Genomic DNA, 25,872 nt, shown 5'->3' on the forward strand with positions numbered 1-25,872 from the left:
GAGATCACAGCGCGTGTCAATGTGGACACTAGGAGAAACCATGAGCGTAGAGCAGCGCCCCGCCAACGAGGCCGGGCATGCACCCAAAGGATCAGGACTGAAGAAGATCGTCGCGGCCTCCATGGTGGGGACGGTGGTGGAGTGGTACGAGTTCTTCCTCTACGCCACCGCCGCCACCCTGGTCTTCGGCAAGTACTTCTTCCCCGCCACCGGAAACGAGCTCGACGGGATCATCCAGGCCTTCCTCACCTACGCCGTGGGCTTCATTGCACGCCCGCTGGGCGGCATCGTGTTCGGCCAGATCGGTGACAAGCTGGGCCGCAAGCCCACGCTGCAGCTCACCATCGTGATCATCGGCGTCTCCACGTTCCTGATGGGCTGCCTCCCCGGCTTCGCCGACATCGGGTACCTGGCCCCCGCACTGCTGGTGGCCCTGCGGTTCATCCAGGGCTTCGCGCTGGGCGGCGAATGGGGCGGAGCAGTCCTCCTCGTGGCAGAACACAGCCCCAACAAGACCCGCGCCTTCTGGTCCAGCTGGCCCCAGGCCGCCGTCCCGGTGGGCAACCTGCTGGCCACCCTGGTGCTGTACATCATGTCCACCACCCTCAGCAGCGAGGCTTTCCTTGGCTGGGGCTGGCGCGTGGCCTTCTGGCTCTCGGCCGTGATCGTCTTCGTGGGCTACTACATCCGTACCCACGTCAGTGAATCCCCCATCTTCCTCGAAGCCAAGGAACTGGTGGAAAAGGAACAGGCCGTCAGCTACGGCGTGTTCGAGGTGGTCCGCAAGTACCCCAAGGGCATCTTCCAGGCCATGGGCCTCCGGTTCGCGGAGAACATCATGTACTACCTGGTGGTCAGCTTCGCGATTGTCTACCTCAAGAGCGTGCACAAGTACGACACGTCATCACTGCTGCTGGCACTGCTGATCGCGCACGTCATCCACTTCGCCATCATCCCGCAGTACGGCCGCCTGGCGGACCGGATCGGCCGCAAGCCGGTCTACCTCGCCGGAGCCATCCTGGGTGCCACCTGGCCGTTCTTCGCCTTCCCCATGTTCGACACCCGGAACGCCGTGGTGATTGTCCTGGCGGTGACCATCGGACTGTGCCTGCACGGCCTCATGTACGCCGGCCAGCCGGCCATCATGGCCGAGATGTTCCCCACCCGCATGCGGTACTCCGGAGCCTCCCTGGGTTCCCAGGTCACGTCCATCTTCGCCGGCTCCCTGGCGCCGCTGCTGGCCACCCAGTGGCTCAAGGACACCGGCTCATGGGTGCCCACCGCCATCTACCTGGTGGTGGCCTGCGCCATCACAACCGTGGCCGTCCTGAGCCTGAAGGAAACCAAGGGCATTGCCCTGGAAGACGTGGACAAGGAAGACGCCGCCCGCGAGGGACTGCTCAGCCCCACGCACGGCTGACCTGGCCACGATTGGACCGATGGAACCCGCTGGACCGCGTAGGCGCACAAAAGGAGAACTGCAATGGAGGACACGTTGAATGGACGCAAGGCGCTGGTCACCGGCGGTGCCAGCGGAATCGGGGCGGCGTGCGTGCGCGCACTTGCCGCGCGGGGAGCGAAAGTGGTGGTGGCCGACGTCGACGCCGCCGCGGCGGCGACGCTCGCCGATGAGGTGGGCGGCACCGCGTGGGGCGTGGACCTGCTGGACGTTGACGCCCTGGCCACCCTCAGCCTGGACTGCGACATCCTGGTGAACAATGCCGGTATCCAGCGCATCAGCCCCATCGAGGACTTTGAGCCGGCAGATTTCCGCCGGCTCATCACCCTCATGCTGGAGGCGCCCTTCCTGCTGATCCGGGCGGCGCTGCCACACATGTACGCGAACAACTTCGGCCGCATCATCAACCTCTCGTCGGTGCACGGGATCCGGGCCTCCCCGTTCAAGAGCGCCTACGTTTCCGCCAAGCATGGCCTGGAAGGGCTGAGCAAGGTGACGGCGCTGGAAGGCGGGGCTCACGGGGTCACGTCCAACTGCATCAACCCCGGCTACGTGCGCACGCCCCTGGTGGAGTCGCAGATCGCCGACCAGGCCAAGGTTCACGGCATCCCCGAATCCGAGGTCCTGGCCAAGGTGATGCTCACCGAGGCGGCCATCAAGCGCCTGGTGGAGCCGGAAGAAGTGGCGTCCCTGGTGGCCTGGCTGGCTTCCGCGGACGCCGGAATGGTCACCGGCGCCAGCTACACCATGGATGGGGGCTGGTCCGCGCGGTAGCACCCGTCCGGCCCCGCGCCTCCTATTCCAGGGGTTTGACCAGCCGGTGGTCGAAGAAGAAGACGCCGTAGGTCGTCTTCACCCCCACCGAACGCCGGTCCCGCCACACGACGACCCCTTCGCGCCTGCCGCTGAAGGGGTCGTCGCCTATGACGGTGTCACCCACCCGGTAAGGGGACCGCGGACTGAAGGCCTCCAGCATCAGTCCCAGGACCTGTCCCAGCGCTTCACCCACGCTGACGGGCTGGCCCAGGCGGGAAAAATCCTGTGCGTAGTCGTCCCTGGCCATGTGACCAACTCCTCCAGGCGGCAGCCTGCCGCCCGCTAACGGTGCTGGTTGGCCGAACGCTCCCAGCGGAGGATGGTCCTCCCATTCCGGCCGCCACCGTACGCCCACGCTAGGCGCTAATCACATCAGCAACATCAGTAACAGGTACTCAAGTTCTGAGGGGGCATTACCTGCCCAGGCCGGCTCCGTTGATGATGTCCTCGGCGTTGTCGAATGCCCACGCAACCAAAGGCACCAGGAGAGCGCTCAATTCGTAGCCCCGCTCCGTGAGGCTGTAATCCACGCGGGGCGGAATGACCGGCTGGGCGTTCCTGCTGACCAGGCCATCACGCTCCAGGGTCTTCAATGTCTGGGCCAGCATCTTCTCGCTGATTCCCTCGGCCCGCCGCCGCAAATCACTCCAGCGCTGCTCACCCTCGGACAGGGAAAGCAGGATCAGGACTCCCCATTTGCTGGTGATGTGGTCCAGCAGGGTCCGGCTGGGGCACCCGGCGGGGAATACGCCGTCGGCAAAGGCCTGCGGGAGGGGCGACGCGTGAGGTGCTGTTTCCATGCCTTCAGCTTACCCAAAGCCTGGTACCTAACTTTTGGGTTAGTACCTTACTTCAAAGTGCGTACTCTCTGTTGGGAAGTTCTGCCGACTGGCCATGGTTGTGCCCTCTGACAGAGAAAAACTCCCGAAAGGAACCACCGTGAGCATTGTTGTTACAGGCGCCACCGGACAGTTGGGCCGCCACGTTCTTGAAGCCCTCCTGGAGAGGGGCGTACCCGCCGCGGATATCGTGGCCGCCGGCCGGTCGGTGGAGAAGCTCGCAGACTTTTCCGCGCGCGGGGTACGCGTGCAGCACATGGACTATGCCGACCCTGGTTCCGTGGCCGAAGCACTCAAGGGCGCCCGGCGGGTGCTGCTGATTTCCGGCAGCGAAGTGGGCCGGCGGGTGGAACAGCACCGCACCGTGATCAACGCCGCAAAGGCCGAAGGCGTGGAGCTGCTGGCCTACACCAGCATCGCCAATGCGGACACCACGGGCATGCTGCTGGCGGATGAGCACAAGGCCACGGAGGCGCTGCTGCGCGAATCCGGCGTCCCCTTCGTCCTGCTGCGCAACGGCTGGTACCTGGAGAACTACACGGAACAGCTGCCGGGCACCCTGGCCCAGGGAGCGCTCGCGGGCAGTGCCGGAGAGGGCAAGGTCAGCGGGGCCGCACGGGCCGACTACGCCCACGCCGCAGCAGCGGTCCTGGTGGCCGATGGCCAGGCCGGCAAGGTCTACGAGCTGGGCGGCGACGAGGCCTTCAGCATGGCGGACCTGGCGTCCGAGATCACTGCAGCCACCGGAAAACCCGTCCGCTACAACAACCTGCCCACCGAGGATTACGTTGGCCTGCTCACCGGTGTGGGTGTTCCCGAGGCTTTTGCCGGGATCCTGGCTGATTCGGACCTGGGCATTGCGCGCGGCGATCTCCTGGTCAGCACCGGCGACCTGCGCAGGCTGATCGGGCGCCCGACGACGTCCCTCGGCCAGGCGGTACGGGCCGCCGCTGCTGCGGGCTAGGGAGCGCCGGCCAAACGAGGCATTGGACTGACGGGGCAGTGGCCTGACAGGCGCCGGTCTTACAGAGCAGAACATGGAAGTGCCCGGTCCGTTCGGGGACCGGGCACTTCTTGCTTCAGTACTGCTGCCAGGGCAGGTGGAGTCCTAGGTTTTGGATCCGGTTAGGGCCAGCGTTCCGCCGAGGTCGATCATCATTGCCCCGCCGACCGCCTCCACCGCGGGGACGCGCCGCGGTGAGCGGACGAACCACAGCCGCGCCCACCCCGCCGCGATCGCCCACACGCTGTCCGAGACCAACGCGATCAGCAGGAAGACAGCACCCAGCAGTGCAAGCTGGAACGGAATGTTGCCGGCAGGGTAGTCCACGAACTGGGGCAGGATCGCCACGAAGAACACCACCGACTTCGGGTTCGTGGCGCCCACCACCGCCCCCTGGCGCACCAACGTCCACGGAGTGGAGGCCGGCGGCGGCGCAAGCCGCCGGGAACCGTGCCCCCGGCGGACAATGGTCCGGATCCCCAGGAAAACCAGGTAAGCGGCACCTGCCAGCTTCACGATGCTGAAAAGAAGCACGGACTCGGCCACCACCACACCCACGCCAAGGGCCACGGCGATGACCTGGACCAACTGGCCCGTGGCATTTCCCAGGACGGTAAGGACGCCGCCGCGCCACCCCAGCGCGAGGGAACGTCCAATGACGAACAGCACGCTGGGGCCCGGGACGGCGATCAGGATTACGGACGCCAGGGCGAATGCCACCAGGTTGGACATTGGAACCATGGCTGATTGTAGCTCCGGTACGGGCGTCCGCAGCCGGCTGTTTCCGGCTTAGCTGCCCGTGCCTGCCCCGACCACCGGCAGCGGCGAGGTCTCGTCCTCAAGGTGGGCCCGGCGTCGGCCGACACCCTTGATCCACAGGCGGTAGGCCATCACCAGCAGTCCCAGCCATGCCGCGCCCACGTACAGGGCGATCCGGGTGTCCTCGAACGCGCCCAGGATGGCGATCACCAGCACCATGAAAGCGATGGTCAGGACGGAGGCGGCGGGCCACCACGGCGACGGGAATTCCGACGCCGGCAGGCCCCCGCGGGCGATTTCCCGCTTCATTGCAACATGGGACGCGAGGATCATCACCCAGACCCAAACGGTGGCGAAGGTGGCAATCGAGGCAATCACCAGGAACACATCCTCCGGAATAACGGCATTGAGGACCACTCCCACCAGGAGGATTCCCGCCATCATGACCACGGTCATCCACGGGACGCCGTGCCGGGAGACCTTGCCGAAGGCGGCCGGTGCATGGCCCTGGCTGGAAAGCCCGAAAAGGATGCGTCCGGCGCCGAAGATATCGCTGTTGATGGCTGAAAGCGCGGCCGTGATCACCACGGCGTTCAGGATGTGCGGTGCCGCCGGGATGCCCAGGCCGCTGAAGATCTGCACGAACGGGCTGCCACTGGTGCCCACCTGGTCCCACGGGAAGAGGCTCATCAGGACTCCGAGCGTGAGGACGTAGAACAGCAGCACGCGCACGGGCACAGTGTTCACGGCCTTTGGGATGACCTTTTTGGGGTCAGCCGCCTCGCCGGCCGTGATGCCCAGGGTCTCGATGCCGCCGAACGCGAACATCACCACGGCGAACGATGCCAGGAGGCCTTCGAAGCCGTTGGGGAACAATCCGCCATGGTCAACGAGGTTGCCCAGTCCCGGAGCCACGGCAGTGCCGTCGCCCTGGAAGCCGAACACGATCAGTGCAGCGCCGCCCGCGATCATGGCGATGATGGCCGCCACCTTGATCAGCGAGAACCAGAACTCAAGTTCTCCGAAGACCTTGACGCTGAGCAGGTTCAGCGCGGCGAGGAAGCAGATGACGGCCAGGATCCAGATCCAGCGGTCCACCTGCGGGAACCAGAAGCCCATATAGATGCTGAAGGCCGTGACGTCGGCGATCGCCACGATGGCCATCTCGAAAACGTACGTCCAGCCGGTCACGAAGCCGGCGAGGGGGCCGAGGTACCGGCTCGCGTACTGGCTGAAGGAACCCGATACCGGGTGCCGCACGGCCATTTCGCCCAAGGCGCGCATCACCATGAACACGGCTGCGCCGCCGATGATGTAGGCCAGCAGAACTGCCGGCCCGGCTTTCTGGATGGCGGAGGCTGAGCCATAGAAGAGGCCGGTGCCGATCGCCGAGCCCAGCGCCATGAAGCGGATGTGCCGGACGTTCAGCCCGCGGTTGAGGACATGCCCCACGCCGGCAGTTGGCTTGTGCGTTTCCGCCGCGGTTTCGGTCCGGGTTGGGGTTGGAGCTGGTTGCATGCAAATACCTTCTCGTCATTGGGAGGGGAGCCGCTAACCAGCAGACCATTTTCGCAGGCACCGTGATGAGGCTCACGGCGGGTTGCTGTCTTTCATTTCAGACTGTCCGCGGCGCCCTTTCGCTGCGGATATCATTTGGCGCTGCGCATCTTACTTTTCGCGCCGGATATTCAGGGCGCGAAAAGGGATATGCGTGTCGATAAGGCGTACGACGGAGCGAATGTCCGGTATTCCAGACACGGTGAGTCCGAACGGGGTTCCAGTGCCACCTCAAGGGGCGCAAGCTTAAGTACGGGATACCGGACAGAGCTAGCCAGAAAGACCCTTCCAGCCGATGAGCACTGCACTAAGCGCCGAAACAGGGGGCGCCGGGAACCAGGCGCCCCGGGCATCCGTCAAGGCAACGTCAAAAGTTCCTGCCGCAGAAAACACCCTGCGCATCCTCAAGCTGTTGGCTTCGCGGCGTGGCCCCATGGCGGCGTCGCAGATCGCGTCCAGCCTGGACCTGCCCCGCTCCAGCGTCTACCACCTGCTGGGGGTGATGGAGGCCAATGGCTTCGTCCTCCATTTGCACGAGGAACAGCGCTACGGGCTGGGCATCAGCGCTTTCGAGCTCAGCTCCGCGTACTCGCGCCAGGAGCCGCTGTCCCGGTTGGGCCGCCCACTGCTTGCCTCGCTGGTGGACGCGATTGGCGAGAGCGCCCACCTCGCCGTCCTGCACGGCCGCGACGTCCTGTACATCGTGGAGGAGCGGGCCAAGAACCGCCCGTCCCTGGTCACCGACGTCGGTGTCAGGCTTCCCAGCCACCTCACTGCCAGCGGCCGGGCCATCCTTGCCGCCCTGCCCAAATCCCAGGTGCGCGCCCTGTACCCCAACGCTGCTGCCTTCACTGCGCGGCACGAGGTGGAGGGGGCCATCATGAAGTACTCCGCCCTGTCCTCGCACCTGGACCAGGTCCGCCAGCGGGGCTACGCCACCGAACACGGCGAGGTGACCCCTGGCTTCGGCTCCATTGCCGCCGCGGTCACCGACCATTTGGGGTGGCCTACCGCGGCCGTCGCGGTCACCTTCCTGGAGGACAAACTGCCTGCTGACGAGTGGCCGGTACTGGCGGCCCGGGTGCAGAAAGTAGCCGACGAACTCTCGGTCCGCATCCACGGCCGCCCGGTCAAATGAGCGCAGCCAAACAACTGACGGCGCTGGTCTGAAATACCGGACAGCACCCCGCTAAAACCGCTGTGAAGCCCATCCTCAAAGGGCTTTAGTTGATACAGAACTTCTTCGAAACCTCAGACACCAAGAAAAGGAGCCCATCATGGCACCCGCCGATTTCACCACCGGGGCCCGCCCGGTCAAAGCAGCCCGCGGCACCGAGCTCACCGCCAAGTCCTGGCAGACCGAAGCGCCGCTGCGCATGCTGATGAACAACCTGGATCCCGAGGTCGCCGAGCGCCCGGACGACCTGGTGGTCTACGGCGGCACTGGCCGCGCCGTCCGCTCCTGGGCAGCGTTCGATGCCATCACCCGCACCCTGGAGACCATGGAAAAGGACGAGACCCTGCTGGTCCAGTCCGGAAAGCCGGTGGGCGTCTTCCGTACCAACGAGTGGGCCCCGCGCGTGCTGCTGGCCAACTCCAACCTCGTCGGCGACTGGGCAACCTGGCCCGAATTCCGCCGGCTCGAGGCCGAGGGCCTCATGATGTACGGCCAGATGACGGCCGGTTCATGGATCTACATCGGCACCCAGGGCATCCTGCAGGGCACCTTCGAGACCTTTGCCGCGATCGCCCGCAAACTCACAGGGGACGAAAACGGCACGCTCGCCGGCACGCTGACCCTCACCGGCGGCTGCGGCGGCATGGGCGGCGCCCAGCCGCTCGCCGTCACCCTGAACGAGGGCGCCTGCCTGATTGTCGACGTCGACGAAACCCGCCTGCGCAGGCGGGCCGGCAAACGCTACCTGGACGAGGTGGAAACCGACCTCGACGCCGCCATCGCCAAGGTGATCAAGGCCAAGGAGGAACGCCGCGGCTGGTCCGTGGGCTACGTGGGCAACGCCGCCGAAGTCTTCCCCGAGATCCTGCGCCGCCACAAGGCCGGCGAACTCACCGTGGACATCGTCACCGACCAGACCTCCGCCCACGATCCCCTGTCCTACCTGCCCGAAGGCATTTCCGTGGACGAGTGGCACCGCGAGGCAGAGGCTGATCCTGAAGGGTTCACCAAGAAGGCCCAGGCATCCATGGCCCGGCACGTCCAGGCCATGGTGGAATTCCAGGACGCCGGCGCCGAGGTGTTCGACTACGGCAACTCCATCCGCGACGAAGCCCGCAAGGGTGGTTACGCCCGGGCCTTCGAGTTCCCCGGCTTCGTCCCCGCCTACATCCGGCCCCTGTTCTGCGAAGGGCTTGGCCCGTTCCGCTGGGTCGCCCTGTCCGGTGACCCGGAAGACATCCGGGTGACGGACGAAGCCATCAAGGAGCTCTTCCCGGAGAACAAGCACCTGCACCGCTGGATTGACGCCGCCCAGGAACGGGTCGAGTTCGAGGGCCTGCCGGCGCGCATCTGCTGGCTCGGCTACGGTGAACGCGCCAAGGCCGGCCTGCTCTTCAACCAGCTCGTCAAGGACGGCAAGGTCAAGGCTCCCATCGTGATCGGGCGCGACCACCTGGATTCGGGCTCCGTCGCCTCCCCGTACCGCGAAACGGAGGCCATGGCGGACGGCTCCGATGCCATCGCCGACTGGCCAATGCTGAACGCCCTGCTCAACACTGCCTCCGGCGCCACCTGGGTGTCCCTGCACCACGGCGGCGGTGTGGGCATCGGCCGCTCCATCCACGCCGGGCAGGTTTCCGTCGCCGACGGCACCGACCTCGCCGCGCAGAAACTCGAGCGCCTCCTCACCAACGACCCCGGCATGGGCGTCATCCGCCACGCCGACGCCGGCTACGAACGCGCCCTCGACGTCGCCAGGGAACGCGGCGTCCGCATCCCCATGAATGAAGGCAAGTAGAAAATGACTGTTACGACACACGAACCGCTGACCGTCACCCTCGGGTCCGTCGGCGTCACGCCCGGGGATCTGCTCGCCGTCGCACGCCACGGCGCGAAGGTGACCATCGCGCCGGACGCCCTGGAAACCGTCGCCAAGGTGCGCGCCCACATCGATGACCTCGCCGCCAGCGACGTCCCCGCCTACGGCATCTCCACCGGGTTCGGTGCCCTGGCCAACCGCCACATCCCGAATGAACTGCGCACCCAGCTGCAGAAGTCCCTCATCCGGAGCCACGCTGCGGGCATGGGGCCGGCCGTGGAGCGGGAAGTGGTCCGCGGCATCATGTTCCTGCGCGCCAAGACCCTCGCCTCCGGCCGCACCGGCGTCCGCCCCGTGGTCCTGCAGACCATGGTGGACGTCCTCAACGCCGGCATCACCCCCGTGGTCCGCGAGTTCGGCTCGCTGGGCTGCTCCGGTGACCTGGCGCCACTGTCCCACTGCGCCCTGGTCCTGATGGGCGAAGGGGAAGCGGAAGGGCCCGACGGCGTGACTTACGGCGGGCGGGGAGAGCGGCCTGTCGCTGAGCTGCTGGCAGAACACGGCATCGAGCCCGTCACCCTCGCCGAAAAGGAGGGCCTGGCCCTGGTCAACGGCACCGAGGGCATGCTGGGCATGCTCCTGATGGCCATCGCCGATCTTCGCCAATTGCTGTCGACGGCGGACATCACCGCCGCCCTCAGCGTCGAGGCGCTGCTGGGCACCGACCAGGTATTCCTGCCCGAACTGCACGCCGCGCTGCGGCCCCACCCGGGCCAGGCGGCAAGCGCGGACAACATGCTCCGCGTGCTGTCGGACTCTCCCATCGTGGCGTCGCACCGGGTGGGGGACTCCCGGGTGCAGGACGCCTACTCGCTGCGCTGCGCCCCCCAGGTTGCCGGTGCCGTCCGGGACACCGTTGACCACGCCGAATTGGTGGCCACCCGGGAGCTGGCGGCAGCCATCGACAACCCCGTGGTCCTTCCCGACGGGCGTGTGAGCTCCAACGGCAACTTCCACGGCGCGCCTGTGGCATACGTCCTGGACTACCTGGCCATCGCCGTCGCCGACCTCAGCTCCATCGCTGAACGCCGGACCGACCGCATGCTGGATCCTGCCCGGTCGCATGGCCTGCCCGCCTTCCTCGCCGCTGACCCCGGCGTGGACTCCGGGCTGATGATCGCCCAGTACACCCAGGCCGGCCTGGTTTCGGACAACAAGCGGCTTGCCGTTCCGGCCTCCGTGGACTCGATTCCGAGCTCCGCCATGCAGGAGGACCATGTCTCCATGGGCTGGCATGCGGCACGCAAGCTGCGCAAGGCGGTGGAAAACCTCCGCCGCGTCCTGGCCATCGAACTGGTGACCTCGGCGCGGGCGCTGGACATCCGCTCGCAGCTCTCGGGCGGGGTCCTGACGCCGGGGCCCGCGGGTACCGCTGTCGTGGCCGCGCTCCGCGGGGTGGTGGAGGGGCCGGGGACGGACCGGTTCCTGTCGCCGGAACTGGAAGCGGCTGACCGCCTGGTCGCCTCAGGTGACGTGCTCCGGGCAGCCGAATCCGCCGTCGGGCCGCTCGCCTGATACCGAAGAATCTTCAGCGCCTACTGACCGTCCGTCCGAAAGGTGGAATTTCCGGCGCCACGGCCCACCGTGGCGCCGGGAGTGTAGTAGAACTGAAGATGTAGTGAAAGTCACATCAAAGAAGCTGTGGCAGCAGAACGATACAAAGGGGTAGAAGTTCAAATGAAAGCACGTGGGGCAGTCCTGTCCAGGCGCAATGCCCATTCCGCCGCGGTATCCAACTGGAAGGCCCTCAAGGCCGGGGACCGCGTCGAGATCATCAAGCATGCGCATGTGGTGGCAGCCGGGGAGGTGGAAGAGGTGTCCCAAAGCGGCAACGTCCTTTGGCTGGTTCCGGCCGGTCCGTCAGGCCCCGCGGAGAAGCAGCTTTTCCTGAAGTCCGACGGCGTGGAGGTCCGCCGCGGCTAGCAGTCCCGCAAGCAGCAATAAAAAATCCCCGCACTGCCGTATGGCGTGCGGGGATTTTTTGTAGGCGTGGTCAGACCGCGAAGGACTCGTACGTTTCGCCGAAAGGTACTGATGCGTCCAGGGCTACCGTGTAGCTTCCCGGGTGCAGCCTGGTGACGCGGATGCCGCACTCGGCATCCTTCGCTGCCACCCCAATCAGTTCGGCCACCGCCTCTTCCAGTCCTGCGTGGACCTCGCTGGCGCTGGAGAACTCCAGGCTGATGGACCGCAAAGCAGGTCCTTCGGTGGGCTTGGCGGCGGTGGGGATCCGCTCCAATGTGGCTGTAGTCATGTACTGCACTTTCTGTGTTTCGTGCCAAGATGGCTCAACCATTCTACCGACTGCTCCGGTTAGATGTCAGATGACTGTCCTTTCGGGCGCTGGATGTGCAGTCACAAAGGCTTTTGTTCGCGGATCGCAGCGAATCAACGACCATGGATCTCGGGGCCCGGGGGCCCTGGAAGCACCCGATCGATACGGCTTGAGGAGAATTCGGTATGAAGATCATGCGCCTGGGCGAAAGCGGCAGCGAGCAGCCTGCGGTCCTGGTTTCCCCGGCGGACGGCATCGACCGGTATTTCAGCCTGTTGCCCCTTACCGCCGACGTGGACGGGGAGTTCCTTGCCGGGGGCGGACTGGACAGGGTGCGGGATGCACTGGAGGCCGGGGAACTGCCGGTTTTGGCGGGCGCCGCTGCGCTTCGGGTTGGTTCCCCCGTGGCCCGGCCCGGTTCGGTGGTGGGCGTCGGGATGAACTACGCCGCCCATGCCGCCGAATCGGGTGCCGAACCGCCAACGGTTCCCGTCGTCTTCCTCAAGCCCAGCAACACCGTCACCGGACCCTGCGACCCCGCCCCGCTTCCGCCGCACTCCACCCAATATGACTGGGAAGTGGAACTGGGCATCGTGATCGGCAGCGAAGCCAGCTACCTCGGGTCCGTCGAAGAGGCGTCCAAGTGCATTGCCGGCTATGTGACCGCCAACGACTTCTCCGAGCGGGAATACCAGTTGCCGGGAGCGGCGGGGCAATGGACCAAGGGGAAATCCCTTCCCGGGTCCACGCCCCTGGGCCCCTGGCTGGTTCCGGCGGGGGAGATCGACGGCGGCAACCTGCGGCTGCGCAGCTGGGTGAATGGTGAGCCGCGCCAGGATTCGTCGTCGTCGGAGCTCATCTTTGATGCGCCCACACTGGTCCACCACTGCAGCCAGTACATGCGGCTTGAACCGGGTGACGTGATCCTGACCGGGACGCCGCAGGGTGTGGCCCTCAGCGGCCGTTTCCCCTACCTCCAGCCGGGCGACGTGGTGGAGGTAGAGGTGGACGGCCTGGGCCGCCAGCGCCAGGAGTTGTTCCGGGCACGGGCGGCCGTCAGAGCCTAGGGTTACTGGCCCGCTTTTACCGCCAGGACCGGGCAGTCCGCCTCCAGCAGGATGCGCTGGGATGTGCTGCCCATGATCAGCTTGCCCACCGGGGTGCGGCGGCGCAGGCCGATCACGATCAGTTCGGCGTTGTGCTCCTCCGCGGCGTCCAGCACCTCGGCCGCGGCATCATGGCCGCGGACGGGCCGCTTGATCAGGTACTCGATGCCCTGGCCGGCCAGCCGCTTCTCGATGTCCTGGATGTCGCCGTCCTGCGCAAAGCGGTTGTCCACCGGTGCTTCGCCCTTTGAGGAGTTGATCAGCACCAGGGTGCTGTTGCTCTTCCTGGCCTCGGTGATGGCCTGGGTGAGGGCGGCTTCGCCCTCGGGGGTGGGGACGTATCCCACAACGACGGTCATGGAGTCTCCTTTTCTGCTCGATGCGGGTAGTGGGATCTGGCGACGGGGCGGGCCTGCTCAGTCGCTGTAGTCAGCTGCGCCCGAATTGGCGGGAACCAGCGGCCTGCGGTCCGGACGGCTGCGCCGGTACAGCTTGTAGGCAAAGGGCCAGAGCAGGATGAGGCCAATGATGACATAGATCCCGACGGCGATCGGCTCGCTGAAGAGCCCTGCCGGGTCACCCGCGCTCAGCTGCAGGGTCTTGCGGAGCTGCCCTTCGATCCGCGGACCCAGGATCACGCCGAGGATCAGCGGCAGGACGGGAAGCCCGAAGCGCCGCATCATGAAGCCCAGTGCGCCCAGGACCAGCAGGATCACCAGGTCGAACGCCTGCAGGTTCACCGAGTAGGCGCCCAGCGTGGCGAAGAACAGGATGCCGGCATACAGGTAGGGGCGGGGCAGCTGCAGGAGTTTCGCCCACATCGGTGCCAGCGGGAGGTTAATCAGCAGGAGCAGCAGGTTGCCAATGAAGAGGCTGGCGATCAGCGCCCACACAAGGGGCCCTTGGCTTTCGAAAAGCTGCGGGCCCGGCTGGATGCCGTAGCTGGTGAAGGCCGCGAGCATGACGGCGGCGGTGGCGTTGGTGGGCAGGCCCAGTGCCAGCATGGGGGTCAGGGTGCCGGCGGCCGCCGCGTTGTTGGCTGCTTCCGGACCGGCAACGCCCTCGATGGCACCCTTGCCGAACTCTTCGGGGTGTTTGCTGAGGCGCTTTTCCGTGACATAGGAGAGGAAGGTTGGGATCTCGGCGCCGCCTGCCGGCAGTGCGCCGAACGGGAAGCCAAAGGCGGTCCCCCGCAGCCAGGGCTTCCAGGAGCGCTTCCAGTCGGACTTGCCCATCCAGGGCTGGCCCACGGGAATGGCATGCAGGGGGGTACGGCGCAGGTGCGCGGCCACCCAGAGGGCCTCTCCCACGGCGAAGATGGCCACGGCCACCACCACGATGTCCAGGCCGTCCGCCAGGAGCGGCTGGCCGAAGGTGAGGCGGCGCTGGCCGGTCACGGAGTCCATGCCCACAAGACCAATGGCCAGGCCCAGGCCCAGGGAAGCAAAGCCGCGCAAGCGCGACGAACCGAGTACGGCCGTGACCGCCAACAGCGCCAAGACCATGATGGCGAAGTAGCTGGGTGCACCAAGGCTCACTGCGAACTTCACCACGATCGGCGCGCAGACGGCCAGCAGCGCCGTGCCGATGGTGCCGGCGACGAACGAGCCGATGGCCGCCGTCGCAAGCGCCTGCGCCGCCCTGCCCGCCTTGGCCATCTTGTTGCCCTCGATGGCGGTGACCACGGAGGACGATTCGCCGGGAGTGTTGAGGAGGATCGAGGTGGTGGAACCGCCGTACATGCCGCCGTAGTAGATGCCGGCGAACATGATGAAGGCGCTGGTGGGTTCCAGGGCATAGGTGACGGGGAGCAGCAGGGCAACGGTCATGGCCGGGCCCAGGCCGGGGAGGACACCGACGGCGGTGCCCAGGACGACGCCGATGACGGCGTACAGGAAATTCATGGGGGTCAGGGCGGTGGCGAAGCCGTCCATCAGGGAGGACCAGACGTCCATTTAGAGGATTCCTTCCAGGAGGCCGGCCGGCAGCGCGATGCCCAGGCCGAGGTAGAAGCCGTAGAAGGTCAACAGGGACAGGGCCACGGAGATCGCGCCGTCCCGGACGTAGCGGCGGCTGCCGAGGGCCAGGACGCTGCCCCAGAACAGGACGGTTCCGGAGATCACCCAGCCGGCCCAGTCGATCAGCAGGATGTTCAGGATGAACGCGCCGGCCAGCGGCAGGACGGTCTTCCAGTCGGCGGGGTGCGTGAGGTCGACGTCCTCGCCGCCCTCAGCCTCGCCCTTGCCGCCGCGCAGGACGTTGACGGCCAGCAGCACGGCGCAGACCACCAGCATTCCGGCCACGATGAACGGAATGGTTTTGGGACCCACCGGGTCGGACTTCGAATACGGGGTTACCAGGCCGTTGGCATCCAGGAAGACCAGGACGCCGGCCGCCCCGAGCAGGAGTGCAACTCCCAGCTCGGAGCGGCCTTTGAGGCCTGTGGTCAGGGAGGTCACGCCAACCCAAGCTTGGTGAGGACGTCCGCCACCCGCTTGTCCTGCTCGGTGAGGAAGGTCTTGAACTGGTCACCGGTGATGAAGGCATCGGTCCAGCTGTGGGTCTTCAGCGCTTCCTTCCAGCCGGCCGTGCCGTGCATCTTTTCCAGGGCTGCGATCAGGGATGCCTTGTCCTTGTCGCTGATTCCCGGAGGGGCCACGACGCCGCGCCAGTTGGTGAACACCAGGTCGATGTTGGATTCCTTGAGCGTGGGTGCGTCCACGCCGTCCAGGCGCTTCTCGCCGCTGGTGGCCAGGACCCGGACCTCGCCGGATTCGATCTGCTTCAGGTACTCGCCGGCGCCGGAAGCGGCGAAGCCCAGCTTGTTGCCCAGGATTGCGGGCAGGAGGTCGCCGCCGCCGTCGTAGGCAACGTAGTTGACCTTGGTGGCGTCGATGCCCACGGCCCCGGCCAGCTGCATGGGCAGCAGGTGGTCCGGGCCGCCGGGGGAGGAGCCGCCGCCCACGGCGATGGAACCGGGATCGGCTTTCCAGGCCTTCACCAGGTCATCGATGGTCTTGTACGGGGAGTCCTTGCTGACCATGATGGCGCCGGGCTCTTCGATCAGCCGGGCCAGCGGGGTGGTGTCGGTCAGCTTGGACTCGGACTTGTTGGTGTAGCTGGCGCCGACAACGCCCAGGCCCATGAGCATGGCAAGATCGCCGTTGCCCTTCTCGTTGACCACGCGGGCCAGGCCCACCGTGCCGCCGGCCCCTGCGAGGTTGAAGACCTCGGTGTTGGTGGAGATCTTCTCGTCGTCGAGGACCTTCGCGGCGGCGCGGGCGGTGGTGTCGTAACCGCCGCCGGGGGTGTTGGGAACCATGATCTGCAGGCCGGTGATGGGTCCGGCGGCGGCGCCGGAGCTTTCCGAACCGGTGGAGCTCTTGCTGGTGGCACCGCAACCGGTGGCCATCAGGGCGATGCCGGCTGCAACGGCGGCAATTCGCAATGCGCGGATCTGGCGCATGTGTTCCTCTTCTCTCGAACAAATCTGACCGGCATCGGCTGCCTTGCGGTTCCGATGCCTTGTGGTTCCGATGCTAGGGGCGGCCGTGACGCCGATCACTCTTGTGTACGCAGAGAAAGTTGTGTTCATTGCGTTCACGTTTCCAAACCCCCACAACGGCCCGGCCGCGGGCTTTGGGATATAGTTCCCGGTACCAACCCCGGCCCTGGGCCCGCGCTGCTGCGCGCATAAGGGGCCAGCCAAACCCGCCGGACAACTCCCGGCCCAACCAGCAACTCCAGGAAGACCATTGTGACTCGACGACGAGGAATGTCCCTCGCGGGGCAGTACCTTCTGCTGCAGTTGCTCATTGTCCTGGCCGTCCTGGTGGGCGTGGTGGCCATCTCCCTGGCCCAGTCCGCGGCCGCCTTCGAACGGATCGAAGGCAGGCGTGCCCTGTCGGCCGCGGAAGCCCTGGGCGGCAACCCCGTGGTGCGCGAACTCCTCCCGGACGCCGAACCGCGCGGCGGGGCCGTCCTGCCGTCGGTGGCGGAATCCGTCCGGATCGTCTCGGGCTCCTCCCGGGTCGCGCTCGCGAAACTGGACCGCACCGTGGTGGCGTCCTCGGACCCCAGCCTGCTGGGCGGGCCGCTGGAGCTCGGCGCCAGCCGGGTGATGGAAGGCAGGGCCTGGACCGGAGTGGTGGGCGGCACGCCGGCCCCGCTCCTCTCCGCCCACGTCCCGGTCCTGGACGATACCGGCCGCATGATCGGGATCGCCTCCATCAGCCGCAACTATCCCACCGTGCTCGAGCGGCTGGGCGACGCCGTCCCCAACCTCCTCACGTACCTGGGCGTCGCCAGCGTCCTGGGCATTGCCGGCTCCTTGCTGCTCTCGCGGCGGGTCAAACGGCAGACTCTCGGCATGGAACCCAGCGAAATCACCAGCCTGGTGGAGAACCGCGAAGCCATGCTGCACGGCCTCAAGGAGGGTGTGGTTGCGCTGGACCTGCACGATCGGATCACGGTGGCCAACCACAGCGCCCGCGCCCTGCTCGGACTCCCGCCCGACTGCGTGGGCAAACGCGTGGCGGGCCTCGCCGTCGAACCCGCCCTCAAGGAAGTCCTCACCCGGGACCAGCCCGGGCCGGACCAGCTGGTGCTGGTGGGGGACCGGCTGGTGGTGATGAACCGGGTGCCCATCCAGTCCCGCGGCCGGGTCATCGGCTCGGTCACAACCCTTCGCGACCGCACGGAACTCTCCGAACTGGAGCAGGAACTCGGCACCACCCGCACTGCCACGGACACCCTGCGGGCCCAGGCGCACGAGTTCGCCAACCAGCTGCACGTCATTTCCGGCCTGATCCAGATCGGCGAGTACGACTCCGTGGTCCAGTTCGTCAACGGTGCCACCGTGGACCGGACCCGGCTCAATGACGAAGTGACCGGCCGGATCAAGGATCCCGCGCTCGCTGCCCTGCTGATCGCCAAGTCCAGCCTCGCCACCGAACGGGGCGTGGCCCTGCAGCTGCACCCCGACTCCGTGCTGGACCCCGTTGATGACGAGTTGTCCCGGGACCTCACCACCGTGGTGGGGAACCTGGTGGACAACGCGTTCGACGCCGTCACCGGGCTTCCGCAGGGAGCCGTCACGGTGCGGGTGGAGGGCAAGGCAGGGAAAGACGTCGTGGTGACGGTGCGGGACAATGGTCCCGGCGTTCCCGGCAGCTCCACGGACCACATCTTCCGCCAGGGCTTCACTACCAAGGAACCGGGCCCGGCCGGCAGCCGCGGTTTCGGGCTGGCGCTGTCCCGGGTGGTGTGCCGCCGCAGTGGCGGGAACCTGGCGGTGGCCAACGATAATGGGGCTGTCTTTACCGCCGTGCTGAAACGAGGGAGTACCCAGCCATGATCAAGGTCCTGATCGTCGATGACGACTTCATGGTGGCCAAGGTGCATGCCGGCTTCATCCAGCGCACGCCGGGCTTCGCCGTGGTGGGTGCGGCACACACCGGGGCCCAGGCCGTGGCGGAAACCGAACGGCTCCAGCCGGACCTGGTGCTGCTGGACATCCACCTTCCGGACATCAATGGCCTTGACCTGATGCAGCGCCTGCGAGCGGTGGCACCGGAGCTGGACGTGCTGGTCATCAGTGCCGCACGGGAGGTGGAGACCGTGCGGAAGGCGCTCCGGGGCGGCATTGTCCATTACCTGATCAAGCCTTTTTCGCAGACGGACCTGCAGGAGCGGCTGGAGCACTACCGCAATGCCTACCAAGGCCTTGACGCGTCCAAGGACGTGGCCGAGCAGTCGGACGTCAACCGGGTGTTCGGCCTGGACCGCGCCGAACGTCCGCTCCCCAAGGGCTGCAGCATCGAGACCCTGAAGCTGGTGGAGGCGGCATTGAACGCTGCCGCCGGTGACGTGTCAGCCGCAGAAGTGGCCCAGGAACTGGGCACTTCCCGCGTCAGCGCCCGCCGCTACCTGGAATACCTGCACGACGAAGGCACCCTTGAGGTGCGGCTCAAGTACGGCGTGGGACGGCCGGAGCGCCGGTACGTCCTGAAGGGAGCCTGATTCCGGGCTGCGGCGTCTTTCAGCGCAGCAGCGTGTCCACCAGCCGCGCTGCGGTTTTGGCGGTCCGGCCGTCGATATCGAAGGCCGGGTTCAGCTCCGCAACGTCCAGGTGCAGGAGCTTCCCGCTCCGCGCCACCTGCCGGCACACGGCGGCAATAACAGGCAGCGGCACGCCGTAGGCCGCGGGCGCGCTCACCCCGGGCGCCACGGCCGCGGGCAGCACATCCAGGTCGATGGTCAGGTACAGCACGTCGATGTCCGCCAGGAAGGCGTCCACGAAGTCCCGCACCCTCTCTGCGTCGCAGTCCTCGTCCAGCAGGTACCGAACGCCCAGCGTCCGGGCGGTGTCGAACAGGACCCGGGTGTTGTTCGGCTCCGAGATGCCCACGACGGCGTAGCGGAATTCCCGCCCGGCGTCCGCTTCCGCATGGGCCATCTGCAGGAACGGGGTCCCGGAACTGGGCACCGGCTCGTCGCGGAGGTCGAAGTGGGCGTCAAGGTTCAGGACACCAAGCCGCTGCCCGTTGCGGACCGCCGACGAGGCGCTGACGCCGAGGTAGCTCGCGTAGGCGGTTTCGTGGCCGCCGCCCAGGACAACGGTCTGGTGGCCGGCGTCCAGCAGGGCCGCCACTGCGCGGCCAAGCCGTTCCTGCCCGGCTTCCAGGTCTTCCCCCGGCACCGCCACGTCGCCGAGGTCAGCCACCGTCCGGTCGAGGTGGAAAGCGAGCGGGCCCAGCGCCTTCCGCAAGGCTGCGGGGGCGGCGGACGCTCCGGTGCGCCCCTTGTTCCGGCGCACTCCCTCGTCGCTGGCGAAGCCCAGCAGGGCCACGGGCCTGCCGGTCGCCGTACCCCCCGTACCCGGCGCGCCCATCCCGTCCCCCGCACCCGCCGTGGTGCTGTCCAGCGTGTCAACTGCCTGCCACCATCGGCGGTGGCCGGGAGCGTCGCCGTCGAACCTCCCGGTCCAGGGCTGGGGCGGGACATCGACGGCGGGGAGCTGGAGGGACATGACTCAAGCTCACCGCATGCGGGGCACGAAAACCAGCAACGCCGCCGTCGTGCTGTCCGGGATCCAAGAACCCCCTAACTCCAGGACCCGGCTTCCAGGTACCCGGACTTCTTACTGCGCCGGGGATATGCCGGGCGCAGGGGTTATGGTGAGAGCAGTCCGCCCCATCGAAGCGTGACGTGTCCGCTTCCGGATCCACGCAACCATTCCAGGCTGGAGAGCCTTCCCCATGTTCGAAGCCCCAGACATCCTCTTTGCCGCGGCAGGCATCGCCGTCTTCATCGCCGCGGTCCTGCCCAAGCTGCTGCGCGACATGCCGCTGTCCATGCCCATGGTTTTCCTTGGTGCCGGGATGGGGGCGTTCGCGCTGATTCCATCGCTGCCGGACCCCAACCCGGTGGAGCACGGCGATTTTGTCATGCACCTTGCGGAGGTCTGCGTGATCATTTCGCTGATGGGCGCCGGACTGGCCCTGGACCGGCCGGTGGGACGCAAGCGCTGGTCCACCACGTGGCGGCTCCTGGGCATCGCCATGCCGTTGTGCATCCTGGGGTTGACGCTGCTGGGCATGTGGTTCCTGGGCCTGGGGCTGGGCGCGGCCCTGCTGGTGGCCGCCAGCCTCGCCCCCACGGACCCGGTCCTCGCGTCCGAAGTCCAGGTGGGCGAGCCCGCCGACCAGGATGGCCATACCGACAAGGAGGATGAGGTCCGGTTCGGACTCACCTCGGAAGCCGGGCTGAACGACGGGCTGGCTTTCCCGTTCGTGTACCTGGCCATTGCCATCAGCGTCGCCGGGGCAAGCCCAACTGCCTGGTTTGGCGAATGGTTCGGGCTGGACGTGCTGTGGCGGCTGGCCATCGGGCTGCTGGTGGGCTTCCTTACCGGCAAGCTGCTGGCAAGGGTCTTCTTCTCCGCCCATGCGGAGAGCTTCAGGCTGTCCAACCACTCCGAGGGGTTCGTCGCCCTGGCGGCGACGTTCCTGGCCTATGGGCTGACGCAGATGGTGGCGGGCTACGGATTCATCGCGGTCTTCGTCTGCGCCGTGACCATCCGCGCAGCTGAACGCACCCACGGCTACCACCGGGTGCTGCACTCCTACGTGGAGCAGCTGGAACGGCTCCTGACGGTGGTGATCCTGGTCCTGCTCGGCGGTGCAATCGCCCGTGGGCTGCTTGAAGGGATTGGCTTGGTGGAAGTGCTGGTGGCGCTGGCATTCCTGCTGGTGGTCCGGCCGCTTGCCGGCTGGCTGGGCCTGCTGGGCGGCAAGACCGGGCCGCGGGAACGCGTGGCGCTCTCCTTCTTTGGCATCCGCGGCATCGGGTCGGTGTACTACCTGGCCTTTGCGCTGGGCGAAGGCCACTTCACGGACCAGGCACACTGGCTCTGGTCCTTCATCGGGCTGGTGGTGGCGCTGTCCATCGTGATCCATGGCGCCACCACCTCGCCCCTCATGAACCGGCTGGACCGGCTGCGCGAAAGGAAGGCGCTGGCGGTGTCCGGCGACGAGGGACTCGCGCCGAACACCCCTGTATAGCTGCATGCCTGTGCAGCTATACAGGGGTCTAGCTACATGCCCAGTGCGGCCTCGATGGGCCCGATGGCGAAGAACAGTGCGAACGCCGCGGCCACGGCCCACATCAGCGGGTGGATGTCCTTGACCCGTCCCTGGACGGTGCGGATCAGGACGTACGCGATGAAGCCTGCGCCCAGGCCGTTGGCGATGGAGTAGGTGAACGGCATCAGGGTGAACGTCAGGAACGCCGGGATGGCGATGCCCCAGTCCTGCCAGTCGATCTTGCCCACCTGGGACACCATCATGAAGCCCACCACTACCAGCGCCGGGGCCACGGCCTCGAACGGCACCAGGTTGATCAGCGGGGTGAAGAACATGGCTACCAGGAACAGCAGGCCGGTGACCACCGAGGCGATACCGGTGCGGGCGCCTTCGCCGATGCCGGCGCCGGCCTCGACATAGATCTGGTTGGAGGAGACGGAAGCGCCGCCGCCGATGATGGCGCCGAGTGCGTCCACCTGGAGCACGCGGTCGACGTCGGGAATGTTGCCGTGCTCGTCCACCGTCCCGGCCTCGTTGGCCAGGCCCACCATGGTGCCCATGGCGTCGAAGAAGATGCTGAGCAGGATTACGAAGGCCAGCAGGGTGGCGGCCACGAAGCCGAGGTGTTCGAAGGCGCCGAAGGGATTGGCCTTGCCGATCAGGGACAGGTCAGGGGCGGCCCAGCCGGAGAACGCCGGCGCCACCAGGGACCAGCCCTGGGGGTTGAAGTTCTTGCCGTCGAAGCTGGGTCCGATGTGCAGGGTTGTCTCAAGGATCACGGACAGCACGGTGGAGGTGATGATGCCGATCAGGATGGCGCCCTTGATCTTGCGCACCACAAGGGCGATGGTCAGGATCAGGCCGAAAACGAACACGGCCGTGGGCCAGCCCAGCAGCTTGCCTTCGAAGCCAAGGCCAACGGGCACCGTGGTGCCTGCAACGTCCGGAATGCGCCGCACGAATCCGGCGTTGACCAGCCCGATCAGGGCGATGAACAGGCCGATGCCCACCACGATTGCCGTCTTGAGGCCGTCCGGCACGGCCTTGAAGACGGCGGTCCGGAAGCCGGTGAGGACCAGGATCAGCATGGTGACGCCGGAGAGGACCACCAGGCCCATCATGTCCGGCCAGCTGAGTTCCGGGTTTGTGGCCACGGTGACGGCCACGAAGGCATTCACGCCGAGGCCGGTGGCCAGCGCGAAGGGGTGCCGGCCCCAGGCGCCCATCAGGATGGTCAGGATGCCTGCCACGAACGCGGTCACGGCGGCCACGGCGGTGAAGCCCAGTGTGGTGCCGTTCGAGTCCGGACCGGACAGGATCAGCGGGTTCAGCACCACGATGTAGCTCATGGCGAAGAAGGTGGCGAACCCGCCGCGGATCTCGCGGGAAAGGTTGGAACCGCGCTCGGTGACCCTGAAATACCGGTCCAGGGCAGAGCCTTGCTTAAGCATTAGTCCTCCGGGGAAGTGTGTGGGGATACCTGCATCCTAAGGGGGCGGCAGGGAATGGGCCGGCAAATGCGCCTAGTCTGTAAGGAAGCCAACACAAGGAGCAGCCCAAACATGCGCCACGTCCGCCGCCGACTGCTGGGCTTTGTGCCCGGTTTCTTCGTCCTCTCCGTTGTCCTCGCCGCCGCGATGCTGGGCCTGGCGGGCCCGGCCAGCGCCCATGATGCCGCAGAGTCCACCAGCCCGGCCCAGGGTGCGGCGCTGCCGGCGCCGCCCGGCGAGGTTTCGGTGACCTTCAGCAACAAGCCGCTGGGCATCGGCTCGTCGTTCTCGGTCAAGGACGCCGGCGGTACCGAATGGGCTGAGGGGTCCGTGCAGATCGTGGACAACGTGGCCACCCAAAAGCTTCGGCCAGGCGGCCCCGCGGGGAAGTACACCGTGGCATGGCGCGTGGTCAGTTCGGACTCGCACCCCATTGAGGGCACATTCACTTTCACCGCGGCCACAGGCGACCCGTCCGCAACGGCGGGCCCGGCCAGTCCGACGGCGGCGGGTGCAGTTCCGGGAATGGGTACAGCACAGCCCGGGGTTACGGAGGAGCCGTCCGTGCCTGCCAATGCCGGCGAGCCCTTCCAGTGGAGCATCGTGATTTTTGCGGCCGTTGCCGTGGGGCTGCTGGTGGCCCTCGGCGTCCTGGCCCGGCGCCGGCTCACAGGCGACGGGGATGACGGGGACGGCATGGATGCCGGGGAGGACGGCCGGGGGTAGCCCGGCCCGGGGGTGCCGGCCGGTTCCGGCCTGGCGGCGGGCAGGGCTGTCAGCAGGTCAGCACCGCAAAGCTGCCCGTTGCCGGGAAGGCGCCGCCGGATGGGTGGCCACTGCCCGGATTGACCTTGGCGGAGATGGCCTGGCCCACCGTCTTGGCCTGGCGCAGTACTTCCTTGGGCGACGGCGTGATCAGCTCACCCACTCCCACCAGGTAGATGCCAATGGCCCGCATGGCCGCTGCCACGTTCCGGCCTACGGCGATCCCGAAGTCGTTGAGCATGCGTCGCAGCTGGCTGTGGGCGCACCTGGTCAGGACGATGTGGTCGGCCACCAGGATGCCGGTGGGGGTGTGCACCTGCCATTGCGGGGCGGCGCCGTGCCCGGGTCCCTGGAGCATGGTCAGCTGGACCGCGCGGGTTGTGTTCCGGACGTCCACGCTGTGGCTTGTGGCGTAATTGCGCAAATGGCGCAGGATCTCGTTGCGCTCCCGGAGGGTGTCGCTGTCCGCCGCGTCGCAGCGCTGCAGCGATGACGTGTTTGCGGGTTGCCCGGCGCCGAGGATGTCCAGCCCGTCCACCACAATGGAGGCCACGCGGTGGCGGCGCAGTTCTGCGGCCACGGCAAGCCCGGACAGGCCCGTGCCAATGATGACAGTGGTGGTCTGTTCGGTCTGGGCATCCCCAGGCATGCTTGACACTACAGTTTCCCTCCTTCGAAGCTTTCGGCAGGTGCCGGCGTCCTCGCCGGCCCGCGTCCCGTTACCCCCAAGTACGGCCGCAGCGCATGGCCCGGGACAGTGCGCGCAGGAAGTTGCGGTTGGCGTCCCGGACCAACAATGTCCTGAAGACTACAGAACAAATGCGGTCGTGGATAGCCCAATGAGGAAAACGTTTCTGATGACATGAAGGCGCTTTCCCAGCCGCTCCGGAGGGCCTGTGGATAACCCGGCCTACCTGCCCCTGAACAGGCTTGCTAAGCCCTGGGGGACGGAGAATAGTGGGAATCGGGAACGGCCCTTTTCCTGCCGGTGCCGCTGGGGGCCGGGATGCACGGGGAGTGGTCCGTTTTCTGGCAGAATAGCCGCAACATCAGGCGTATCGCGAGGAGGCGGCCCCCATGGGCTCACGAGAGTTGCACCCGGACCAGGCCCGGGACGGTGGTGGTGCGTCACCCGCTCCCCACGGCATCGTGGTGGGCGTGGACGGTTCGGACCATGGCCAGTGCGCCTTGGTGTGGGCCGCGCGGGAAGCCCAGCGCCGCCGTCGTCCGCTCCATATCGTCACCGCCTATTCCGTGCCGATCTTCGCCGCGTCCGGACTGGACGGAGGCTATGCCACGGTGGACGATTCCGTCATCCGTGAAGGTGCCGAGGCCATCGCCAAGCAGGCTGTTGAAAAGGTTTCCGCTTACGACATTGATGTCAGTTCCTCCGTAGAGAACGGCGACGCAGCAGGAGTCCTGCTGGAAATCTCCGAAACCGCGGAACTCCTGGTGGTGGGCACCCGCGGCCGCGGCGGCTTCGTGGGCCGCCTCCTGGGATCGGTCAGCAGTGCCCTGCCTGCCCATGCAAAATGCCCCACCGTGACGGTCCCCTTGTTCTGTTCGGACCGGCTCGGTGAAACCACCGAGGACCGCCGCGTCAAGGCGGAGCAGGCCAAGTCCGGCCACCGGCTGGTGGAGAACGTGGTGGTGGTCGGCGTCGATGGCTCCGAGCAGGCACGCGTTGCCGTCCTCGAAGCAGCCGACCAGGCCGAACGGCTGGGTGCCTCGCTCCGCGTGATCTGTGCCGTCCCCCAGTACAGCGGTTCCCTGGCCTGGGTTCCCGCACCCATGGACCGGAAGGCATTGTTTGACGATATCCGGGTCACCCTGGAGGCCGGCATGGCGTGGCTCCGCAGCCACTACCCGCACCTGCGGGCTGACTACGAGCTGAAGGACGGTTCGCCGGTGGACGTGCTCGTGGAGGAAAGCCGGCACGTGGAACTGGTGGTGGTGGGTACCCGCGGCCGCGGGGGCTTCACCGGAATGCTTCTGGGCTCAACGTCCGATGGCGTCCTGCACCATGCAAAGGGCCCGGTCATGGTGGTCCCGGACCGGGAAGACCCCCGCCTGGCGGACCGTGCGCGGTTCGGTCCGATCCTCGGCGACGCCGCCTAGCCGGCACCGGACAAACAGCAAGGCATCCCCGGAATACCGCCGCT

25 protein-coding genes are annotated in these 25,872 nt (G+C 67.0%); 13 read left to right on the forward strand and 12 right to left on the reverse strand.

Annotated features, from left to right (window positions below; genetic code table 11):
• Nucleotides 1-40 precede the first annotated feature (40 nt).
• A complete protein-coding gene (locus FB478_RS17360) occupies nt 41-1,420 on the forward strand; it encodes an MFS transporter (protein WP_018772203.1) in 1,380 nt (459 codons plus the stop codon).
• 63 nt (nt 1,421-1,483) lie between these two features.
• Nucleotides 1,484-2,233, forward strand: a complete 750-nt coding sequence (locus FB478_RS17365; protein WP_018772204.1) for a 3-hydroxybutyrate dehydrogenase — start codon at nt 1,484-1,486, stop codon at nt 2,231-2,233.
• 22 nt (nt 2,234-2,255) lie between these two features.
• Here FB478_RS17365 and FB478_RS17370 read toward each other — a convergent pair whose 3' ends face one another.
• Together FB478_RS17370 and FB478_RS17375 are read right to left on the reverse strand one after the other, a co-directional pair.
• On the reverse strand, nt 2,256-2,522 hold the full coding sequence (locus FB478_RS17370; RefSeq protein ID WP_018772205.1) for a hypothetical protein: 267 nt from the start codon (nt 2,520-2,522) through the stop codon (nt 2,256-2,258).
• A gap of 166 nt (nt 2,523-2,688) precedes the next feature.
• Nucleotides 2,689-3,075 carry a helix-turn-helix domain-containing protein gene (locus tag FB478_RS17375; protein ID WP_018772206.1) on the reverse strand — a complete coding sequence of 129 codons (387 nt, stop codon included), beginning with the start codon at nt 3,073-3,075 and terminating at the stop codon, nt 2,689-2,691.
• A gap of 139 nt (nt 3,076-3,214) precedes the next feature.
• Between FB478_RS17375 and FB478_RS17380 the strand changes: the two genes are divergently transcribed.
• Nucleotides 3,215-4,078: an SDR family oxidoreductase gene (locus FB478_RS17380; protein ID WP_018772207.1), complete on the forward strand. Its 864-nt coding sequence runs from the start codon at nt 3,215-3,217 to the stop codon at nt 4,076-4,078.
• 144 nt (nt 4,079-4,222) lie between these two features.
• Here FB478_RS17380 and FB478_RS17385 read toward each other — a convergent pair whose 3' ends face one another.
• Both FB478_RS17385 and FB478_RS17390 read right to left on the reverse strand, forming a co-directional pair.
• Nucleotides 4,223-4,858 carry a LysE family translocator gene (locus FB478_RS17385; RefSeq protein WP_144601198.1) on the reverse strand — a complete coding sequence of 212 codons (636 nt, stop codon included), beginning with the start codon at nt 4,856-4,858 and terminating at the stop codon, nt 4,223-4,225.
• Nucleotides 4,859-4,906: 48 nt separating this feature from the next.
• Nucleotides 4,907-6,394, reverse strand: a complete 1,488-nt coding sequence (locus FB478_RS17390; protein ID WP_186447830.1) for an amino acid permease — start codon at nt 6,392-6,394, stop codon at nt 4,907-4,909.
• 334 nt (nt 6,395-6,728) lie between these two features.
• Between FB478_RS17390 and FB478_RS17395 the strand changes: the two genes are divergently transcribed.
• From FB478_RS17395 to FB478_RS17410, 4 genes are all read left to right on the forward strand, one after another.
• Nucleotides 6,729-7,571: an IclR family transcriptional regulator gene (locus FB478_RS17395; protein WP_018771733.1), complete on the forward strand. Its 843-nt coding sequence runs from the start codon at nt 6,729-6,731 to the stop codon at nt 7,569-7,571.
• A gap of 139 nt (nt 7,572-7,710) precedes the next feature.
• Nucleotides 7,711-9,408: a urocanate hydratase gene (gene hutU, locus FB478_RS17400; protein WP_144601199.1), complete on the forward strand. Its 1,698-nt coding sequence runs from the start codon at nt 7,711-7,713 to the stop codon at nt 9,406-9,408.
• A gap of 3 nt (nt 9,409-9,411) precedes the next feature.
• Complete coding sequence (gene hutH / locus FB478_RS17405) at nt 9,412-11,004, forward strand: histidine ammonia-lyase (protein ID WP_056392285.1); 1,593 nt, start codon at nt 9,412-9,414, stop codon at nt 11,002-11,004.
• 162 nt (nt 11,005-11,166) lie between these two features.
• Nucleotides 11,167-11,412: a hypothetical protein gene (locus FB478_RS17410; protein WP_018771730.1), complete on the forward strand. Its 246-nt coding sequence runs from the start codon at nt 11,167-11,169 to the stop codon at nt 11,410-11,412.
• A 70-nt stretch (nt 11,413-11,482) separates the two neighbouring features.
• On the opposite strand, the gene FB478_RS17415 is transcribed toward FB478_RS17410, so the two are convergent.
• Nucleotides 11,483-11,743 (reverse strand): hypothetical protein, encoded by a 261-nt coding sequence (locus tag FB478_RS17415; RefSeq protein ID WP_144601200.1) that lies wholly within the window; start codon nt 11,741-11,743, stop codon nt 11,483-11,485.
• 206 nt (nt 11,744-11,949) lie between these two features.
• Between FB478_RS17415 and FB478_RS17420 the strand changes: the two genes are divergently transcribed.
• A complete protein-coding gene (locus FB478_RS17420) occupies nt 11,950-12,831 on the forward strand; it encodes a fumarylacetoacetate hydrolase family protein (RefSeq protein WP_144601201.1) in 882 nt (293 codons plus the stop codon).
• Between the two features lie 2 nt (nt 12,832-12,833).
• On the opposite strand, the gene FB478_RS17425 is transcribed toward FB478_RS17420, so the two are convergent.
• The 4 genes from FB478_RS17425 to FB478_RS17440 are packed head-to-tail and all read right to left on the reverse strand — an operon-like array spanning nt 12,834 to nt 16,336.
• On the reverse strand, nt 12,834-13,229 hold the full coding sequence (locus FB478_RS17425; RefSeq protein ID WP_018771727.1) for a universal stress protein: 396 nt from the start codon (nt 13,227-13,229) through the stop codon (nt 12,834-12,836).
• A gap of 57 nt (nt 13,230-13,286) precedes the next feature.
• Nucleotides 13,287-14,825 carry a tripartite tricarboxylate transporter permease gene (locus tag FB478_RS17430; RefSeq protein ID WP_018771726.1) on the reverse strand — a complete coding sequence of 513 codons (1,539 nt, stop codon included), beginning with the start codon at nt 14,823-14,825 and terminating at the stop codon, nt 13,287-13,289.
• Nucleotides 14,826-15,329: a tripartite tricarboxylate transporter TctB family protein gene (locus FB478_RS17435; RefSeq protein WP_144601202.1), complete on the reverse strand. Its 504-nt coding sequence runs from the start codon at nt 15,327-15,329 to the stop codon at nt 14,826-14,828.
• Nucleotides 15,326-16,336, reverse strand: coding sequence for a tripartite tricarboxylate transporter substrate binding protein (locus FB478_RS17440; RefSeq protein ID WP_018771724.1), 1,011 nt, complete (start codon nt 16,334-16,336; stop codon nt 15,326-15,328). The genes FB478_RS17435 and FB478_RS17440 overlap by 4 nt, the downstream gene beginning before the upstream one ends.
• Before the next feature lie 309 nt (nt 16,337-16,645).
• Here FB478_RS17440 and FB478_RS17445 point away from each other — a divergent pair, with 309 nt between their 5' ends.
• Both FB478_RS17445 and FB478_RS17450 read left to right on the forward strand, forming a co-directional pair.
• Nucleotides 16,646-18,226, forward strand: a complete 1,581-nt coding sequence (locus FB478_RS17445) for a sensor histidine kinase (RefSeq protein ID WP_144601246.1) — start codon at nt 16,646-16,648, stop codon at nt 18,224-18,226.
• Nucleotides 18,223-18,891, forward strand: coding sequence for a response regulator (locus tag FB478_RS17450; RefSeq protein WP_018771722.1), 669 nt, complete (start codon nt 18,223-18,225; stop codon nt 18,889-18,891). The genes FB478_RS17445 and FB478_RS17450 overlap by 4 nt, the downstream gene beginning before the upstream one ends.
• Nucleotides 18,892-18,910: 19 nt before the next feature.
• On the opposite strand, the gene hutG is transcribed toward FB478_RS17450, so the two are convergent.
• Entirely contained in the window at nt 18,911-19,900 is a 990-nt protein-coding gene (hutG, locus tag FB478_RS17455) for a formimidoylglutamase (RefSeq protein ID WP_144601203.1), read from the reverse strand.
• A gap of 229 nt (nt 19,901-20,129) precedes the next feature.
• On the opposite strand from hutG, the gene FB478_RS17460 reads away from it, so the two are divergent.
• Nucleotides 20,130-21,434 carry a sodium:proton antiporter gene (locus FB478_RS17460; RefSeq protein ID WP_018771720.1) on the forward strand — a complete coding sequence of 435 codons (1,305 nt, stop codon included), beginning with the start codon at nt 20,130-20,132 and terminating at the stop codon, nt 21,432-21,434.
• 32 nt (nt 21,435-21,466) lie between these two features.
• On the opposite strand, the gene FB478_RS17465 is transcribed toward FB478_RS17460, so the two are convergent.
• Nucleotides 21,467-22,906 (reverse strand): NCS2 family permease, encoded by a 1,440-nt coding sequence (locus FB478_RS17465; RefSeq protein WP_056392274.1) that lies wholly within the window; start codon nt 22,904-22,906, stop codon nt 21,467-21,469.
• Between the two features lie 111 nt (nt 22,907-23,017).
• Between FB478_RS17465 and FB478_RS17470 the strand changes: the two genes are divergently transcribed.
• Complete coding sequence (locus FB478_RS17470) at nt 23,018-23,671, forward strand: copper resistance CopC family protein (protein WP_018771718.1); 654 nt, start codon at nt 23,018-23,020, stop codon at nt 23,669-23,671.
• 49 nt (nt 23,672-23,720) lie between these two features.
• Here the strand turns inward: FB478_RS17470 and FB478_RS17475 are convergent, their stop codons facing one another.
• Nucleotides 23,721-24,359, reverse strand: coding sequence for an NAD(P)-binding protein (locus tag FB478_RS17475; RefSeq protein ID WP_018771717.1), 639 nt, complete (start codon nt 24,357-24,359; stop codon nt 23,721-23,723).
• Between the two features lie 428 nt (nt 24,360-24,787).
• On the opposite strand from FB478_RS17475, the gene FB478_RS17480 reads away from it, so the two are divergent.
• A complete protein-coding gene (locus FB478_RS17480; protein ID WP_056392273.1) occupies nt 24,788-25,828 on the forward strand; it encodes a universal stress protein in 1,041 nt (346 codons plus the stop codon).
• Nucleotides 25,829-25,872 lie beyond the last annotated feature (44 nt).

This window comes from Arthrobacter sp. AG367 (assembly GCF_007828995.1).
Lineage (GTDB): Bacteria > Actinomycetota > Actinomycetes > Actinomycetales > Micrococcaceae > Arthrobacter.